Origin of the sequence: Moorena sp. SIOASIH (assembly GCF_010671925.1) — a bacterium.
GTDB lineage: Bacteria > Cyanobacteriota > Cyanobacteriia > Cyanobacteriales > Coleofasciculaceae > Moorena.
The window spans coordinates 599,956-617,595 of sequence record NZ_JAAHIH010000001.1; the positions used below are offsets into that span (position 1 = coordinate 599,956).

12 protein-coding genes are annotated in these 17,640 nt (G+C 42.0%); 11 read left to right on the top strand and 1 reads right to left on the bottom strand.

Annotation, left to right across the window (positions count from 1 at the left end; translation table 11 throughout):
- The first annotated feature begins 10 nt into the window (after nt 1-10).
- The 5 genes from F6J90_RS02705 (at nt 11) to F6J90_RS02725 (ending at nt 6,957) form a co-directional block, all read left to right on the top strand.
- The gene (locus F6J90_RS02705) at nt 11-1,249 is read left to right on the top strand and encodes an O-antigen ligase domain-containing protein (RefSeq protein WP_293090984.1); all 1,239 of its coding nucleotides are present in this window, start codon (nt 11-13) and stop codon (nt 1,247-1,249) included.
- A gap of 78 nt (nt 1,250-1,327) precedes the next feature.
- Entirely contained in the window at nt 1,328-2,311 is a 984-nt protein-coding gene (locus tag F6J90_RS02710) for a glycosyltransferase (protein WP_293090985.1), read from the top strand.
- A 76-nt stretch (nt 2,312-2,387) separates the two neighbouring features.
- The gene (locus F6J90_RS02715) at nt 2,388-4,727 is read left to right on the top strand and encodes an oligosaccharide flippase family protein (protein ID WP_293090986.1); all 2,340 of its coding nucleotides are present in this window, start codon (nt 2,388-2,390) and stop codon (nt 4,725-4,727) included.
- Between the two features lie 143 nt (nt 4,728-4,870).
- Nucleotides 4,871-5,896: a glycosyltransferase family 2 protein gene (locus tag F6J90_RS02720; RefSeq protein WP_293090987.1), complete on the top strand. Its 1,026-nt coding sequence runs from the start codon at nt 4,871-4,873 to the stop codon at nt 5,894-5,896.
- A 35-nt stretch (nt 5,897-5,931) separates the two neighbouring features.
- Nucleotides 5,932-6,957 carry a glycosyltransferase family 2 protein gene (locus F6J90_RS02725; RefSeq protein WP_293090988.1) on the top strand — a complete coding sequence of 342 codons (1,026 nt, stop codon included), beginning with the start codon at nt 5,932-5,934 and terminating at the stop codon, nt 6,955-6,957.
- Nucleotides 6,958-6,968: 11 nt separating this feature from the next.
- On the opposite strand, the gene F6J90_RS02730 is transcribed toward F6J90_RS02725, so the two are convergent.
- The gene (locus tag F6J90_RS02730; RefSeq protein ID WP_293090989.1) at nt 6,969-7,184 is read right to left on the bottom strand and encodes a hypothetical protein; all 216 of its coding nucleotides are present in this window, start codon (nt 7,182-7,184) and stop codon (nt 6,969-6,971) included.
- Between the two features lie 816 nt (nt 7,185-8,000).
- Here F6J90_RS02730 and F6J90_RS02735 point away from each other — a divergent pair.
- The 6 genes from F6J90_RS02735 to F6J90_RS02760 all read left to right on the top strand — a co-directional run bounded on the left by F6J90_RS02735 (nt 8,001) and on the right by F6J90_RS02760 (nt 17,315).
- Nucleotides 8,001-9,014 (top strand): glycosyltransferase family 2 protein, encoded by a 1,014-nt coding sequence (locus F6J90_RS02735; RefSeq protein ID WP_293090990.1) that lies wholly within the window; start codon nt 8,001-8,003, stop codon nt 9,012-9,014.
- An 81-nt stretch (nt 9,015-9,095) separates the two neighbouring features.
- Nucleotides 9,096-10,313 (top strand): glycosyltransferase family 2 protein, encoded by a 1,218-nt coding sequence (locus F6J90_RS02740; RefSeq protein WP_293090991.1) that lies wholly within the window; start codon nt 9,096-9,098, stop codon nt 10,311-10,313.
- Between the two features lie 703 nt (nt 10,314-11,016).
- On the top strand, nt 11,017-11,961 hold the full coding sequence (locus tag F6J90_RS02745) for a glycosyltransferase (RefSeq protein WP_366513670.1): 945 nt from the start codon (nt 11,017-11,019) through the stop codon (nt 11,959-11,961).
- 384 nt (nt 11,962-12,345) lie between these two features.
- Nucleotides 12,346-13,134 carry an FkbM family methyltransferase gene (locus F6J90_RS02750; RefSeq protein ID WP_293090992.1) on the top strand — a complete coding sequence of 263 codons (789 nt, stop codon included), beginning with the start codon at nt 12,346-12,348 and terminating at the stop codon, nt 13,132-13,134.
- Between the two features lie 449 nt (nt 13,135-13,583).
- Entirely contained in the window at nt 13,584-14,858 is a 1,275-nt protein-coding gene (iscB, locus tag F6J90_RS02755; protein ID WP_293090993.1) for an RNA-guided endonuclease IscB, read from the top strand.
- 108 nt (nt 14,859-14,966) lie between these two features.
- Nucleotides 14,967-17,315 (top strand): hypothetical protein, encoded by a 2,349-nt coding sequence (locus F6J90_RS02760; protein ID WP_293090994.1) that lies wholly within the window; start codon nt 14,967-14,969, stop codon nt 17,313-17,315.
- The last annotated feature ends 325 nt before the right edge of the window (nt 17,316-17,640 follow it).

A 17,640-nucleotide genomic window follows, 5' to 3' on the forward strand; every position in this document is an offset into this window, starting at 1 on the left:
GCAGGCTTTAATGAAACCGCAAAACTTTGAAGAAAAAGTAGTTTTCTATTATATAATTTCAACCTACTTATTATTTTTTTTAGGTGCACAGTTTGTTTTTGCCCCAGCCCTAGCTTGGCTGCTAACCTTTTATCTGATTAAGAAGCTTTGGCAGCAAACATCAGATACTCCACCGGAAGAAAGGATTCGGATTCCCATTGGAGTCTGGGTCTGGATTGTTTGCATATCAGTCATTGGCCTAGCCTTAGTTGTGGGTCATTTAGATTGGGGTTTCTCAACTGTTAAAACGATCAAATCATTTATTAATTCCTTTTTGAGAACTTGGGCGCTTCTCGCCTTATTTCCTTTAATTGGTTGCCTCAACATCCGACCACAAATAATCTATAGAGCAATTTCTATCCTTTCCCTACAAACTCTGATCTTGGTACCACTTACCTATGGGTTAAGTCTGACCGGGTTAGAGATGCCCTTGTATACTAGCACCCTAATGGCAAAAATTGGCGGTAACAGTCAACGTTACTACGCCATAAGTCCTTACGTGATAAAAAGTGGTGAAACACGCCTTTTCTTATTTGCGCCTTGGGCTCCAGCATTGGCATTTGCCTGTAACGTACACTTTTTCCTTAGTAGTAGAGACCCGGACATAAAGTGGCGTTTTATTGGTATGATTGGCTGTGCTGCTGCAATTGTGGGTTCAGTGTCCCGGATGGGGATAATCTGCTTAGTGGGTATACCAATACTGGTAACATTTTTGGGAAATCTCACCGAACCCGCTATCCAAATTACAGCAGGAATAGGGAGTTTTATTGGTGGTCTATTTGGTCCCCAACTGCTAATGATAGCTAGAAACTTGAAAGACTCTTTTTCCGGTCAAAGATCTGCTTCGTCGCGGGTTAGGTCGGCTTTAGCACGGCTTTCTCACCGTAAGTGGGAAGAAGATGCACCGATTTGGGGTCATGCTATTAAAGTGGGCAAAGGCCCTGATGTTGTCGCTAAAATGCCTATTGGAAGCCACCACACTTGGTATGGTGCTTTATATACTCATGGAATCGTCGGGTTTATTGGAATATTAATTCCTATAGTCTATACTTTTATAGAGCTTTTAATTAAAGCTCAAAGGAGTAAGCTTGCCACAACAGCACTAACAATACTACTAGTTTGTATCCTGTTCTCGTTTGGAGAAAATCTAGAAACATTAGCTTACCTCTACTGGCCTGGTTTGGTTGTAGTAGGGATGGGACTAAAATAAAAATGCTCAAGGGGTTTTTAGAGACCTTTTGTGGAAAATTACCATGCACTAATTATATACAAAAAAAGGATAATCGCCATGCCCACCATATCTGTAATAGTTCCCGTTTATAACGGAGAAAAAACTATATTAGAAACGATCCAATCGATTCAAGCACAAACGTTTTCAGATTTTGAGTTAATTGTTATTAATGACGGCTCCACTGATGGTACATTAGATGTAATCAGTACAGTCAACGATCATCGATTGAAAGTGTTTTCCTATGAAAATGGCGGATTGCCAGTGGCTCGTAATCGTGGCATTCGTCGCTCTACGGGCGATTTGATTACGTTTATAGATGCTGATGATTTATGGAAACCCGATAAATTGGAGCTACAGTTAGCAGCACTGCAAAAAAATCCTGAAGCCGGAGTGGCTTACAGTTGGACAGCATTTATAGATGAGAATAGCAAATTTTTGTTTGCTTGGCAACCACTATATTGGGAGGGTAATGTTTATCCCCAATTACTAATTCGTAACTTTATATCCAGTGGTTCCAATATCATGGTAAAGCGGAAGTATATTGAAGCAGCTGGAGAATTTGACCCATCCCTGAAATCAGTTGAAGATTGGGATTATTACCTCAGGCTAGCAGCTTTATGTCATTTTGCACTGGTTCCTAAATACCAAATTTTATACCGTCGCTCTTCCCAGTCAATGACCTCTAAAGTGGATGTGATGGAGAAGGCGAACCTAATTGTAATTGAAAGAGCCTTCAAGGCAGCTCCACCAGAACTTAAGTCTCTTAAAAATAAGAGTTTAGCGAATGCCTATCGTTATCTTGCTAAGCAGTGTATAGCTAATGCTTTTGATGATCAAGGAGTAAAGCTAGCTAGTCAAAAACTAAGCTATTCCATAAAGCTTTATCCCAAATTTTTGCTAAGCAAGGAAACTATACGTCTAATTTTAAAACTATTAATAATCAAAATTATGCCTAAAAAACTAGCTGGACATTTAATCCAACTAATCGGTCAGAAAATGCCGATGGTATCTGTTGATAATCGGATGATTTCAGAGCACTAACTACCACTATAATTTTACAGATATCAATTTCGACAGATATCAATCATCAAAAGGATGGCAGGATGGGAGATCCACTGTGAAAATTGTCAAAACAATAGGGAGTCGCATCAAGCACAAACTAGGTAATAGAAGCACTTTTACTCGCAATCTTGGTTGGATGGGAGTGGCCCAGGCATTTATTCGGGTTTCCCGTTTAGGTGCAACGTTTATTTTGCCACGCTTCTTAACTCCCCATGACTTTGGATTAGCTGCACTGGTTCTGACGACCTATGAATATTCACAAACAGTAACGCGGATCGGTGTTCATGCTAGAATTATACAGGCGGAAGCCGATGAGCTGGAAGACATTTGTAATAGTGCTTATTGGTTAAATTGGGTACTTTTTGCAAGTCTATTCGTTATGCAGTGCCTTGCTGCTTTTCCAGTTGCGTGGTTTTATAAGGATAACCAACTTATTTTACCCATTTGTCTATTAGCATTTAACTTTTTGATTGCTCCCTTAGGAGCAGTACAGTCAGCACTAATTCAAAGGGATAATCGAATTCAGGTAACCGCTACTGCTCGCGCTCTCAGATATGCCACCGCCAATATTTTAACCACTGTCTTTGCTGTTCTTCATCTGGGAATGTGGGCGATAATACTTCCCATACTATTAGCTAGCCCTATAGAATTCATTACCTATCTGTTCAAACATCCCTGGCGGAGAACTGGCTCTTTCACAACCAAATACTGGGGTAAAATTTTTCGCTTTGGAATCAATTTCCTGGGGATTGAACTTTTAAAGACTCTCAGGGAAACTCTCGACTATCTTATCATTGGTCGCTTTATAGGAATTGACCTATTAGGTGTTTACTACTTTGCTTACAATGCTGGCTTGGGAATTAGCTTGACTATCGTCCAATCGATTACTACTGCTTTATACCCTGCCCTATGTGAAGTACGGACAAACTTATCGAAATTTAAGCAAACATACTTTAGCAGTCTGAAGACGATTGGGAAAGTGATTGTTGGTTTTGTTGCTTTACAAGCAAGTCTAGTTCCGTTTTATATTCCCATTATGGTTGGGGAAAAAATTCATACGGAAGGCTGGAGTATGGTGGTTCCCATCGTCATTTTAGTTTGCTTATCAGCAATTCCTAGACCCTTTGATATTGCTGGATTTCAGCTTTTAGCAGCCATTGATAAACCGCAAATTGGCTTGCTCTGGAATATCTTATTTACCATCATCTTTTCCTGTAGTCTACTGATAGCAGTGAAATGGGGAATCATCACGGTCGCTGTATCGGTTTTACTGGTTCATGCCCTTTTAATTCCCTTATTTGTGGTTTGGTCTGCTAGGTATGTCTTTGCTAAACCTGAAACGTCTCCTGTAGCCTTAGAGCATACTGTACTCCAATCTCATACTGTACTCCAATCTCACGATGAGACTGATACTGATCAGTTTTATGTCAGCCAATGGACTTTATCATTAGCCAGTAGTGGGACATTCCCTAACACTCAGGTTTCTGAATTTGGTGATGCTGACAGTAATAACAGTAATAACAGTAATAGCAGTGCCGGGTTAAGCGATCGCATCGATGATCCCAGAAAACACCTGAAGTTGATAGCTGAAAGTGTGACGGTTTTAGAAGAAGCGGCAAAGCAGCTAAATATATCTGTAGATAGCTTAGATAAGCCTTCGATTCAACTAATCGATAACTCTACAATGATGGTTTTTGAAATTTCAGCAGTCACCCCTGAGGAAGCGCAACGGAGAGCCTTCGCCATTAATCAGGCGTTTAACAAAAGACTGGAACAACTCAGAAAGCAAGAAATTGCTCAACAAGAAAAAACTATCCCAGTGTATATAAAGTCAGCGGAAAACGATCTAGAAAAAGCACAGCAACGCCTAGCTGAAAAAACGGCGAACATAGGATTGCCCTTAAACCAGCTCTTAGAGACAATAGAAGCACTACGGCGCAAAAAGATTGAATTACGACGTAAAAAGATTGAATTGCTGGCTGAGCTAGTACCGACTCAGTCTGATCATAGTCATTCTACCAATCCTCAGGTGATGAATCCTGTTCACCATCAGCCTCAAGCTAGCTTATTCCAAGATGATCCACCCTTAGAAATGGATGATATTAAACCACAACTACAAGGTAGTGATGACAAGGCCAGGGATCTAGAGTTTCAGATTTCTCAGCTTGAAGTAAAACTTAGCAAAATGTCCCAAGATGCCTTGACTCTGGAAATTCTAGAGCGAGATTTACGCATTGCACAAACCGTCTATTCCTCTGTTTTAAGCCAATGGGAAATAGTTAAGTCAGACTCATCTATTATGTATTATCCCCAACTGCAATTGGTAGCGGGTCCTACCTTAGCTACCAGATCACAAATGCAAAATAGTCTAGTACACTTGGGCAGAAATTTGTGATCAGTTCCTGGGAAGATGATAGTGCTCAGGAGGTAATTTTTAGTCGTCAGTTGTCAGTTTCAAGTATTTATATATTTTTTTGATAAATTTTCTTTAAAAAAATTAAATTAAAACTAGTTCTCTTTAAAACCACTGGTCAAACAATGAAACATGTTTCTGTCATTATTCCCGTCTACGGAGTTGAAAACTATATTGCAGCAGCGGTGCAGTCTGTTCTCGACCAGACCTATACCAACTTTGAACTGCTCATTATTGATGATGAATCCCCAGACAGTAGTATAAAAATTTGTCAAGAATTCTCGGATCATCGAATTAAGATTATTCATCAAACTAATCGGGGACTTGCTGGAGCGCGCAATACAGGAATTCGCCATGCCAAAGGAGATTATTTAGCGTTTTTAGATGGGGATGACTTGTGGTTGCTTCAGAAACTGGAAAGACATATTGAACACTTAGAAAAATTTCCAGAGGTAGGGGTTAGTTTTAGCCGTTCAGCATTGATTGATGAATCTGGAAATTTATTGAACACTTATCTAATGCCTAAGTTAAAGGACATTACCCGATCAGATTTATTCCGGTCTAGTCCTATTGGTAATGGTTCAGCTCCCGTAATTCGACGGGAAGTCTTTGAAGCCATTAAGTATCAAGATAACCTTTACGGCACTACAGAATATTTTTACTTTGATGAAAACTTCCGCCGCGCTGAAGATATTGAATGTTGGCTACGTATTGCGATTCAGACAGACTGGAAAATTGAGGGAATCCCTGAAGCACTAACCCTATATCGAGTCAATTCAGCCAGTCTTTCAGCGAACTTAGTCAAACAGTTGGATTCGTGGAAACAAGTACTAGAAAAAACTCGCTCCTACGCTCCTGAATTGATTGAGAAGTGGGGAAATTTAGCCCTGGCCTATCGATTGCGAAACTTTGCTCGTAGTGCAGTACGTCTCAAAGATGGACCAATGTCTGTCAAACTAATTAATGGTGCTTTGGCAACTTACTGGCGTCTTCTCTTGGAAGAACCAAGCCGTACCCTTCGGACTTTGGTTGCTGCCTATTTACTTTTGCTGTTGCCTAAGCCCCTATATTCCCACCTCGAAGTTCTCGCTGTTAAAGTAGTGGGAATGATCCAAAGACGTCAGATTTGGCAAGACCAACTTGGACAATAATTGTCTTAGTCATTCAGTATAGGATGGTTGATAAAATGAAAAAAGTTTCCGTCATTACTCCAGTCTACAACGTTGAGAAGTATATTGCTGCTACAGTACAGTCAGTTTTGGATCAAACTTACCAAAATTTTGAATATTTGCTCATTGATGATGGTTCTCCTGACGACAGTGTAGAGATTTGCCAGCAGTTCATAGACCCCAGAATCAAAATTATTCGTCAGGAAAATCAGGGAGCTAATGCAGCAAGGAATGAAGGCATCCGCCAAGCCGAGGGAGAGTATTTAGCATTTTTAGATGGCGATGACCTATGGTTGCCTCAAAAGCTAGAAAAACATATTGAACATTTGGAAAAAAATCCAAACTTGGGGATTAGCTTTAGCTGTTCTGGGTTTATCGATGAAGCAGGAAATCCCCTAGGAATCTATCAACTACCCAAGCTAAAGGACATCACCATCGGTGACATAATTTGCCGTAATCCTATTAGTAATGGCTCCTGTGCTGTGTTCCGCAAGCAGGTATTTGAAGCCATTAAGTACCAAGAGACTATCAACGGAAAGACCAAAGACTTTTATTGGGATGAGGGATTGCAAGGGTCACAGGATTTGGATTGTTGGTTTCGCATTGCTATCCAAACCAATTGGGACCTGGAAGGCATTCCTCAGTCTTTGACTCTATACCGAGTCAATTCCAGTGGTATATCAGCTAACTTGTTCAAAAAACAAAAGTCTTGGGAACAGGTAATTGAGAAAACTCGCTCTTATGCTCCTGATGTGGTGGTTGAGTGGGAAAATCGTGCCCGTGCTTACCATTTGAGGTATCTAGCTCGTCGTGCAGTTACCTTGAGAGATGGTGCAATGGCTGTCCAATTCTTCAACCAAGCTCTGGGGAGCTACTGGCAGATGCTCTGGGAAGAACCACGTCGTACCCTGTTAACTGGGGCTGCGGCCTATTTGCTCTGGCTTATACCTCAGAATCTTTACAAGCATATAGAAGCTTTAGCTTTAAAAACCACAGGGTCTTCACAACAGCGCCGGATTTCTCAAGCAATCCGAGGGACATGAAATGTCATCTATTAGCAAATAGCTAAAGCCTTGCTACCATGCTGGTTTTTGGGCGTTGCTGAATCTTTGAATGAATAGGAGTAGAGTGGGCATCCTGCCCGCTCGAAAATATATTGAAACTGGCAAGATGCCAGTTCTACCAAGATGCCAGTTCTACCAAGATGCCAGTTCCACCAAGATGCCCGTTCCACCAAGATGCCCATTCTACGGCAAGATGCCCATTGCACAAAACTTTTAAAATCATTCCATTATTAAGCAACGCCGGTTTTGGGGTAATGGGTCATAGGTCTGCCAATTACCCATTACCCATTACCCATTACCCATTACCCATTCCCGACTCCCCACTCCCCACTCCCCACTCCCGATTCCCCACTCCCCACTCCCGACCCAAATGTAAAAAACCTACCCCTGTGAGCACAGCCCCTCTCCATTCGCGACGGCATCAAGACAGTGAAATTAGATATTTTGTTAGTTGTAGCTAATTGTAAAATTTCTGTCTAGTAATTGTGAAATTTCTGTCTAGTTTTGATAAATCCTATATCTGGCTAGACAGTTTTTTTGTTGCTATAATTTTTAATTATGATATACTTCTATAAAGTCTGGTTTGATCGCTTTTATATAAGCTGACAGGGATGGCATCTTGAAATCCTGATATTGCTTAATTGCCTACTTTTGACGTTCACTGTCTTATCTAGCTGTCGTATATACTAGCAATGCTACCGGAAAATATATTATACAATTAAACAAAAATTGATAACTATAAAACTATAAAACAAAAACTAAGAAAATTTATCTGGGGGGCGACCAGCGCCCCAAAGTACTTGCCAGCTTGAGGTTTAAGCTTACAGTGACTTCTAAACTATACATAGACCCAACTATACATAGACAAAAGAAGCATAGTTTGAATTATTGAGAACTCAATCCCTGATTAGTTCGTCCAAGTTTAAGAAAAATCGGGTTGATAATTTTGGTAAATTAATTACCGAAATCTCTACCAGATAATACTTATAGCTAACCTATCACAACCTCATAAATTTTAGCCTATGAAAACTGTTTCGATAATTATCCCAGTATACGGAGTTGAAAAGTATATTGCTAGCGCAGTACAGTCGGTTATCAACCAGACTTATCAAAACTTTGAACTGCTGATTATTGACGATGAATCTCCCGATCAAAGTGTAAACATTTGTCGGGAATTATCCGATACCAGAATTAAGATTATTCACCAAACTAATCGGGGACTTGCTGGAGCGAGAAATACAGGAATTCGCCATGCCAAAGGAGATTATTTAGCCTTTTTAGATGGAGACGACTTGTGGTTGCCTCAGAAACTGGAAAGACATATTGAACACTTAGAAAAATTTCCAGAGGTAGGGATTAGTTTTAGCCGTTCTGCATTGATTGATGAATCTGGAAATTTTATGGGTGCCTATCTAATGCCTAAGCTCAGTAATATTACTATATCTGATTTGTTTCGAGAGAGCCCGATCGGGAACGGTTCGGCTGCTGTAGTTCGTCGGGAAGTCTTTGACACAATTAAGTATCAGGATAATCTTTACGGCCCTACAGAAGATTATTACTTTGATGAAAACTTCCGTCGTGCTGAAGATCTTGAATGTTGGCTTCGCATCGGTATTCAAACTGAGTGGAAAATTGAGGGAATACCTGAAGCACTAACCCTGTATCGCATTAATACACAAGGGTTGTCAGCCAATCTCTTCAAGCAGTTAGAGTCCTTGGAAAAAATGATTGAAAAGACCCGTTCCTATGCTCCCACAGTAACCAGCCAATGGGAAAAGATTTCTAGGGCTTACCACTTGCGGTACTTGGCTAGGAGTGCGGTTCGTCTTAAAGTAGGTTCAGATGCTGTGACCTTTATACATCGCTCATTATCCAATCACTGGCGTATCCTACTAGAACAGCCACGGCGAACAATCTTAACCTTAATAGCCGCTTATATGCTTTGGTTATTACCAAAGTCTTTATATGCTCAAATTGAATTGCTTTTCTCTAAGCTGCTTAAAAAGGTTAAAAAACAGCCTCTTCTCCAAAACTAGTACCGCTGCGCGGAATTCAAAATTCAAAATTCAAAAACCAAAAAAATTACTTAGTTTAAGCTTTAAGGATATTGACTTATTTTGTTAGCTAATCAGCCATTAATCTCATTTATTGATATTGCATTTTTGCTAATAGCATTTGCCCTTATCGTTCCAATTACAGTTCTTTTGATTGAATGTAGTGCAGCAATTTTGCCTAATGCTTCTAAGCCATGGTCGGATGCTAGCAAACCCCGACCAACGATGGCTGTTTTAGTTCCCGCTCACAATGAAGCCTCTGATATCAGTGCCACCCTCGAAACATTAATACCTCAGCTTACGGAGCAAGACCGACTAATAGTAATTGCTGATAATTGCACTGATGACACCGCAGCAGTGGCTCGGAAATCTGGCGTTATCGTAATTGAACGACAGGATCATGAGCGCAGAGGTAAGGGATATGCCTTAGATTTCGGTATGGGGTTTATTGAGCCTAATCCACCGGATGTCGTGGTGGTCGTTGATGCAGACTGTATCGTTGCTGAAGGAACGATTTCACGGATTTCCCGCCTTGCGTACGCTACACAACGACCGGTTCAGTCAACTTACTTAATGACACAACCAGACAACCCGGTACTAAAGGATTTGATCTCTACCCTGGCGGTTAAATTCAAAAATACAGTCCGTCCGACTGGGTTACATCGACTGGGCTTGCCTTGTTTGTTAACAGGTTCAGGAATGGCTTTCCCCTGGTCAGTGATTCGCAAAATCTCTTTGGCTGGCAGTAAAACAGTTGATGATATGCAGTTGGCTTTGGATTTAGCGATCACTGGGCATTCCCCAATATATTGCCAAGAAGCAGGAGTCACAGGTCGTCTGATGAAAGAGGCTTCAGCAAAGAGTCAAAGGTCACGCTGGGAGCATGGTCATATCGAGACTCTGCTAAACCAAGTTCCTGAGTTACTCAAAGAGTCTATTCGTCAAAGACGTTTCGACCTATTAGCGTACGCATTAGACTTATGTGTGCCACCATTGTCCCTATTGGTTCTAATGTGGGTAGCTGCTACAGGGGGAGCTTTACTCGGGGTAGCCTTGGGAGGATCATGGATAAGTACCATTGTCTTACTCATAGAAGGGGTACTCCTGTTAATTGCGATTGTTGAAGGTTGGGCTAAGTTTTGCCGAACAGACTTTCCGATCCTGATGCTCTTAGCTGTCCCGATTTACATTCTGTGGAAAATTCCCGTCTATCTGGCTTTTCTGGTGGAACCTCAGACCAAGTGGATTCGCACAGAAAGGGATGCAGTCGATACCCCATAATCGTAATCAACTGATTCTACGCTGGGTTTGCATTCAGCTAATGCGCTACAGATGGTGCTACTTGAGGTGCTTTTGAATAAAAGAGGTAAGCATTCGTTATAAAAGAGATAAGCATTCAGCTCTCAGCTCTCAGCTCTCAGCTCTCAGCTCTCAGCTCTCAGCTTTTGAATAAGCGATGCAGCGCGGTCTTGGGGAGGCAGTGCGGTCTTGGGGGTTCCCCCCACTCGCTATTGCCGTGGTTTCCCCCATGAGCGACTGCATCAAGACAACAAGTAAGCATTGGTTTAATCTATGTTACGTCAGCACCTCTAGTAGCGTGAGCCTTGGCCATTCGCGAATGGCTGACGGCTGACGGCTGACGGCTGAATGCTTACAGCATTCGTTTAATCTGAGTTATGTCACAGCACTTGTGGCCTATGCCACAAAGCTGATTGACTTTTACCCAGACTTTCAATTCTCTAAAATCTCTTAATATTAAATTCTCCCGTTTGCGCATCGGCGCAAACGGGAGAATGCTTACCAAAAACCTTATAGAGTAAGCTTATTATATAAGGGTTTCCCTAGTTTTGAAGACTATCTTTATTTACCTTTTGCTTTTCTAGCATGGTTAACTAATTTCAAGGTGCGAACTACAATGAACAAAGTCTCGGTAATTATTCCAGTCTATAAGGTTGAAAAATACATAGCAGCCACAGTATAATCTGTGCTCGCCCAAACCTATAAAAATTTTGAGTTGCTACTCATTGATGATGGCTCTCCTGACAAAAGTATCGAAATATGTCAACAAATTAACGATCCGAGAATTAAAATTATTCATCAGGATAATCAAGGAGTCTCAGCGGCTATAAATACTGGTATTCGCCATGCTCAAGGAGAGTATATCGCTTTCTTAGATGGAGATGACCTCTGGGTTCCAGAAAAGCTAGAAAAGCATGTTTTGCATCTAGAAACATCACCCCATGTAGGAGTGAGTTTTAGCTATTCTGCGTTAATTGATGAAACAGGAACTCCGTTAGGAATCTATCAAATAGCCAAAACTAAAGATATAACTACAGATTATATCATGTGTCGTAATCCCATTGGGAATGGTTCAACACCAGTGATTCGGCGAGAAGTGTTTGAAGCAATTCGATACCGAAACGAGCAGGCTACGGAGGATGCTTATTTTGATACTGAATTACACAATATCGAAGACGTGGAATGTTGGCTGCGCATGGCGATTAAAACTGATTGGCACATGGAAGGTTTGCCAGAGGCGCTAACTTTATATCGTATTCATTCACAAGGGCATTCAGCTAGTATACTCAAGCATATAAACTCTCTAGAAAAGGTGATTGAGAAAACACGTGCCTATGCTCCAGAGGTAATTGCTGAATGTGAAAACCCAGCCCGCGCCTATTATTTACGGTTTGGTGCTCGACGTGCCCTCAGCATCAACGAAGACTTGATGGCAACAGAATTGTTTAATAAGGCTTTAGCAACTTACTGGCGTATTTTGCTAGAGGAACCGCTTCGTACTCTGTTGACCGGGGCTGCTGCTTATTTGCTCCGACTTTTACCTAAAACTCTTTACCAGCAAATGGAAGCTGTGGCGTTAAAAACGACAGGAGCTTCGCAAAAGCGCCGAATTTCTCAGGAGCAAGCTTAGTATTTGATATAGCAGTTCTTATTTGGGTGAGGTACGTCGTCGGCCCAGGGCTGTTTCAAAGTCTGACTAGAATTTCACGGGTAGGATGATAGGGAGATAGGATAATTATTATTACTATTTTTAAGGTTCAAAATACCCTATATCCATCACCATATCTCCCTTTAAAAAGATTGATATTACAATTTATTATTAAAAATAAAATAGATCTGCTTAATAAGAGGGGGAGTTGTGAATAAAATTGACTGTACTTTATAAGTATGCTAAACGCCATATTGTGCTTTACAAATAGTTTTTATTTTTTTGTAAAATTTTGTAAATAAAGTTTATCAACCCCGATTAGTTTCTGCTAGAACTTAAAAGCTAAGCTTTATACGCAGCTAAAAAATGAATCTACCTTTAACAATCAAAACTCACCTGAAAGAGTTAGTGATTGGCACACGGTTTGAGCCTGCGGCAAGAAGTATTGTTGATTTGATCAAGCCTCCCAGCAAAGATATCCTGAGGAGCAGGGAAGATGACACCTATGTCTATCAGATTATGAAGCGGATTTTAGACAAATCCTCAAACTGTATCGATGTGGGTGCCAACATGGGGAGTGTGTTGACAAAAATATGCCAACTGGCTCCCCTCGGTCAGCACTATGCTTTCGAGCCGGTTCCCCGACTGGCTACTCGGCTGCAAAAACGGTTCCCAAAGGTTGATGTTAGGCAAATTGCTTTGAGTGATTTACAGGGACAAACCACGTTCTTCCATGTTGTTGATGCCCCAGCACTCAGTAGTCTAAAACACAGAGACTACACCCATTGGGGCTATAACAATGCTCAAACAGAATCGATTGCCATCAAAACTCAAAAACTTGATGACATCCTTCAACCTGACTTCAAAGTTAAGTTTATTAAGGTAGATACAGAAGGAGCAGAGTTTCAGGTTTTCAAAGGTGCTATCCGAACCTTAAAAACCCACAAGCCTTACCTAGTCTTTGAATTTGGTCGTACTGCCATGGTTTATTATAAAACAACGCCAGGTATGATGTATGATTTCCTAGTCAACCAGTGTGGTTTTAAGTTTTTTAAACTGAACAGTTGGCTAGAGGGGTTAACTCCACTCAGTAAGACGGAATTTGCCATAATCTGTGAAGAAGGCTCTGCTTGGAATTTCTTGGCTACGCCTTAGGGGTAGCGAGAAGACACAGGAGCATTCTGTAAGACTTAGAAAAAACTGGGTAACAAATCCTATAAATCCCTAGAAATAGTTATAAATAGTAGGGTGGGTTATTAAAGTACTCTACTAGTAGAGTTACTGGGGAAGTCTTGTCCTAGTTGCTGATCTATTATTTCTGTCAAGAACCTGGGAGTAGTGCAACCCCACGCATAGAATCCGGGGGCTTGTAACCTCAATACTTGACCAGCTTAAGTCCTAAGCGGACTCCGTTGTCAGTAAGTGTTCAAGTTCCTACCTTGGGATGCGTCGCTAGTTCCAAGCTCTAGAACCAAATTGTTAAACATCTGTATCAGGTTAAGGGAGTGCAATTTGGATAGTACCGACTGACAACATTAGCGTTCGCGGCAGCGTGTGCGAAGCACTCAGCGAACTTAACCCTAGAAATAGGAGTAAACGTAATTATGCGCGTATTTGTACTCGACAAAAACAAAAAACCATTAGACCCTTGTCAGCCTGCTAGAGCCAGAATTCTACTCAAACAGGGGAAAGCAAGAGTTCTAAAAAGATACCCGTTCACAATCATTATGCCAGAATTGGAGGTCAAAAACTGTGTAACCCACGAACATCAACTCAAAATAGACCCCGGTGCTAAGACTACGGGCTTAGCCATTGTCCAGGATAATAAAGTTGTTTGGGGAGCTGAACTAACTCACAGGGGTTTTCAAATCAGAGATGCTCTAATCTCTCGTAGGCGGTTAAGGCGTTCTAGGCGTAACCGGAAAACTCGTTACCGTCAGCCTAGATTTTTGAATCGAAAACGCTCAGTTGGCTGGCTAGCTCCTAGTTTAATGTCACGAGTTCACAATATCTTGACTTGGACTAAAAAGTTAAGTAGATTATGCCCAATTGTTGGTATTTCTCAGGAGTTAGTCCGTTTTGACACTCAAAAAATGGAAAATCCCGAAATATCTGGTGTCGAGTATCAGCAAGGCACATTGTACGGGTATGAACTACGGGAGTATCTACTTGAAAAATGGAACCGCCAATGTGCTTACTGTGGAGCAGCTAACACTCCTCTAGAAATAGAGCATATCAAGCCATTAGCTAGGGGAGGCTCTAACCGAGTCTGTAACTTAGCTATTGCTTGTCACAAATGTAATCAGACGAAAGGAGTTCAGGAAATCGAACAATTTTTGTCTGGCAAACCTAGTGTCTTAAAGCGAGTTTTGGCTCAGGCGAAAAAGCCTTTAGCTAATGCAGCAGCGGTTAACTCAACCAGATGGAAATTATACAATCACCTTAAGTCAACTGGTTTACCGATTGAGACCGGTAGTGGTGGATTAACTAAGTATAATCGTTGCCGTCAAAATCTCCCTAAAACCCATTGGTTGGATGCCGCTAATGTCGGTAAAGTTGATAACTTGTACATCGAAAGCTATCAACCATTATTGATTACAGCTAAAGGACATGGAACTCGTCAGATGTGTCGAACGAATAAGTTTGGTTTCCCGACTCGTTATGTCCCCAGGTACAAAGAAGTTAAAGGTTTTCAAACCGGAGATATTGTAAAAGCCATTGTAACCAAAGGTAAGAAAATAGGAACCTATACAGGCAGAGTAGCTACTCGCCAAACCGGCTCATTTAATATCTCTACAAAACCTGGACTGGTTCAAGGAATTAGTCACAAATATTGCAGCGTTATACACCGGAAAGATGGATACTATTATAGTTTCTAATTCCCAGGAAACTCTGTCAAACTGCTGTTTATGTAAGGGGAGCGACTCCTTCCCATGCATGAATGACAGGGGTTTCCGTCGCTCCCCTTACCAACCCCTATTTTTTTGATGATTGACTTGCTTGCGATCGCACTCAGGGTGCTTTTAGGCTTATTTATTTTTGCGATTGGGCTAACCCTTGCTAAGTGGATTCCCAATCACCGGATTCGAGCTATTACCCAACCAAACCGTTGGTTTAGGCAAAGGGTTACTCTAGGACTGATGATCCTGACTAGTTTGATGATGCTGGGGTCAATTGTATTAGTCACTGATACTGTTAAGGTAAATTCAGGACAGGCTGAGGTAGTTAGCTCTCGGAAATACCAGAAGAACATCCGCCTCGGAACAACGAATGTAGCCATCGGAGGTGGTGGTTATGTCACTGGTGTTTACCTCCATCCACTGGAGAAAGACTTAGTTTATATTCGGACTGATGTTGGTGGCTTCTATCGTTGGGATGAGGGGAAGCAACGTTGGATTCCCCTGACAGAACACTTTCCCTTCTCTGAGAGAAACTATTATGGAGGAGAAGCACTAGCTGTTGATCCCAATGATCCAACTATTGTCTATATTGCGGCTGGAAAATATCCCTGGGCTGAACCGGGAGCACTATTTAAATCTACCGATAAAGGACAAACTTGGACAAAGTTGAACCTAGATCTCAAGATGGGGGCTAACCACAAGAAAAAATGGCTAGGAGAGAGACTAGCCGTTGATCCGTTCAATTCCAATATTATCCTGTTCGGCTCTAGAGAAGATGGACTTTGGAAATCATCGGATGCTGGTGCTACCTGGCAAAACGTGACCTCTTTTGCAGGTAAACCAGATAACAAAATTGGTATTACAGCGATTGTCTTTGATAAACAGGTACCGGGCTTAGTGTATGCTTCTCCCTATGGAGATGGCATCTACAAATCTACTGACTCTGGGGTCAGCTGGACTCAGGTAGCTGGTAGCCCAAAAACAGTCAATCGCATGGCTGTGGGAAACAATAATATCCTCTACGTCACCAGTACCAGTAATCCTGGAGTCCACAAGTATGCCAATGGTGTCTGGAAAACCATGAAACCACGGGGCGCTAATCGGATTTTTGGTCCGGTAAGTGTGAATCCTGCTAATCCTGAGGATATCTTAGTTGCCCTAAACCGCACACAAAAAACTAAATTCTACCGTTCCCTGGATGGCGGCGCTACCTGGAAACAGCAGCAGTCTTTTGCTAACAATACTATTCCTTGGTGGCCGAAGAAGTTTTTTGCCAATCATATGGCAGGGATGGAATTTGACCCGAAAGTACCGGGAAGAGTGTGGTTTACGGATTGGTATGGTGTATGGCGGACAGATGATCTTAATGCTAATCCCGTTGTCTGGACTAACTATGCAGCAGGACACGAGGAAGTGGTTCCGTTCACTCTAGTTTCACCACCCCGTGGTCCGATACTGGTAAGTGGGGTGGCGGATGTAGATGGTTTCTACCATAACCAAGGATTAGATACTTACCCCTCTCAACGACTTGGTCTGGGGGAGCCCGGTAAGTCATTCCAGGAAACCTATAGTATTGCTTACTGTGAAACTAAACCCTTGCAGATGGTTCGGGTTGGTGGTAACCGCTGGAATTCAACCTACACTGGAGCTACTTCCAGCGATGGCGGTCTGACATGGCAACAGTTTGCCTCATTTCCAGACAATACGATGCCGATGCGGGTCGCTATGTCTGCTACTAACCCCAATCTATTTGTTGTGACAGTTAGTCAAGGTCAGCCACTGCGCACTACGGATCGAGGGGTGACCTGGCAAAAGGTTTCAGGATTACCCAATGGTCCGGGTGGTCCATGGAACTGGTCTCAATCTTTAGCGGCAGACCCTGTAGATGGCAACACGTTTTATTACTATGCCAAACGGAAAGTCTATCGTTCCAATGACGGTGGCTCATCTTTTCAAATTGTGAATGATTCACTGCGGAATGAAGGTTGGCATTCCCTGAAAACGGTGCCAGGGGTTAAGGGTGAAATTTGGCTGAGTCTAGACCGCAAGGGTTTCTATCGCTCTACCGATGGCGGTCAGTCATTCCTTAAGCTGCCTTCAGTAACCAGAGCTCACCTATTTGCTTTTGGTAAAGCACCCCAGGGCAGCGACACTCCAGCACTATATATTTATGGCAATATTGATGGAAATGTTCCCAATCTCGGAAATGGGGTTAGAAATCAGGAAGCTAGAGGAAGCTTAGCAAGCTCAGCCAAAAGCCGTGCCCAAGAACCAGGAATATTCCAGTCCCTTGACATGGGACGCACGTGGACACGGATGGGCGATCGCTCCCGACCAATTGGCAATAGACCTACTGTGATGGAGGCGAGTAAGCAGGAGTTCGGACTTGTCTTTATTGGTACCAATGGTAGGGGAATATACTACGGAACACAATAGGGTTAATGTAAGCATTCAGCCGTCAGCCGTTGGCCGTAGGCCAAGCTACTTGAGGTGCCGTCAGCTTATTTTTCAAGTACCGTGCGCTATGGGCATAAACTGTTGCCGTAGCGTGACCACAGGCCTTTAGCCGTTCCCGTAGCGTGCGCGTAGCGCATTAGCCTTTAGCTGATACGCGACACGCTGATAGCTGATAGCTGAATGCTTAGGGGTTAATTTTGATTAATTGTTTAAGATTTTTATAAAATTTTCCTTGTAATTTGGGTAATCCTTATTGAATAGGGAATACACTAAATTACTGACTTGTTTCGTGTTAATCAGGGAA

Coding starts and splice junctions, on each gene's coding strand:
- F6J90_RS02750 (WP_293090992.1), top strand. CDS start 12,346: ATGAATCTACCTTTAACAATCAAAACTCACCTGAAAGAGTTAGTGATT.
- iscB (WP_293090993.1), top strand. CDS start 13,584: ATGCGCGTATTTGTACTCGACAAAAACAAAAAACCATTAGACCCTTGT.
- F6J90_RS02725 (WP_293090988.1), top strand. CDS start 5,932: ATGAAAAAAGTTTCCGTCATTACTCCAGTCTACAACGTTGAGAAGTAT.
- F6J90_RS02735 (WP_293090990.1), top strand. CDS start 8,001: ATGAAAACTGTTTCGATAATTATCCCAGTATACGGAGTTGAAAAGTAT.
- F6J90_RS02760 (WP_293090994.1), top strand. CDS start 14,967: ATGATTGACTTGCTTGCGATCGCACTCAGGGTGCTTTTAGGCTTATTT.
- F6J90_RS02720 (WP_293090987.1), top strand. CDS start 4,871: ATGAAACATGTTTCTGTCATTATTCCCGTCTACGGAGTTGAAAACTAT.
- F6J90_RS02705 (WP_293090984.1), top strand. CDS start 11: ATGAAACCGCAAAACTTTGAAGAAAAAGTAGTTTTCTATTATATAATT.
- F6J90_RS02710 (WP_293090985.1), top strand. CDS start 1,328: ATGCCCACCATATCTGTAATAGTTCCCGTTTATAACGGAGAAAAAACT.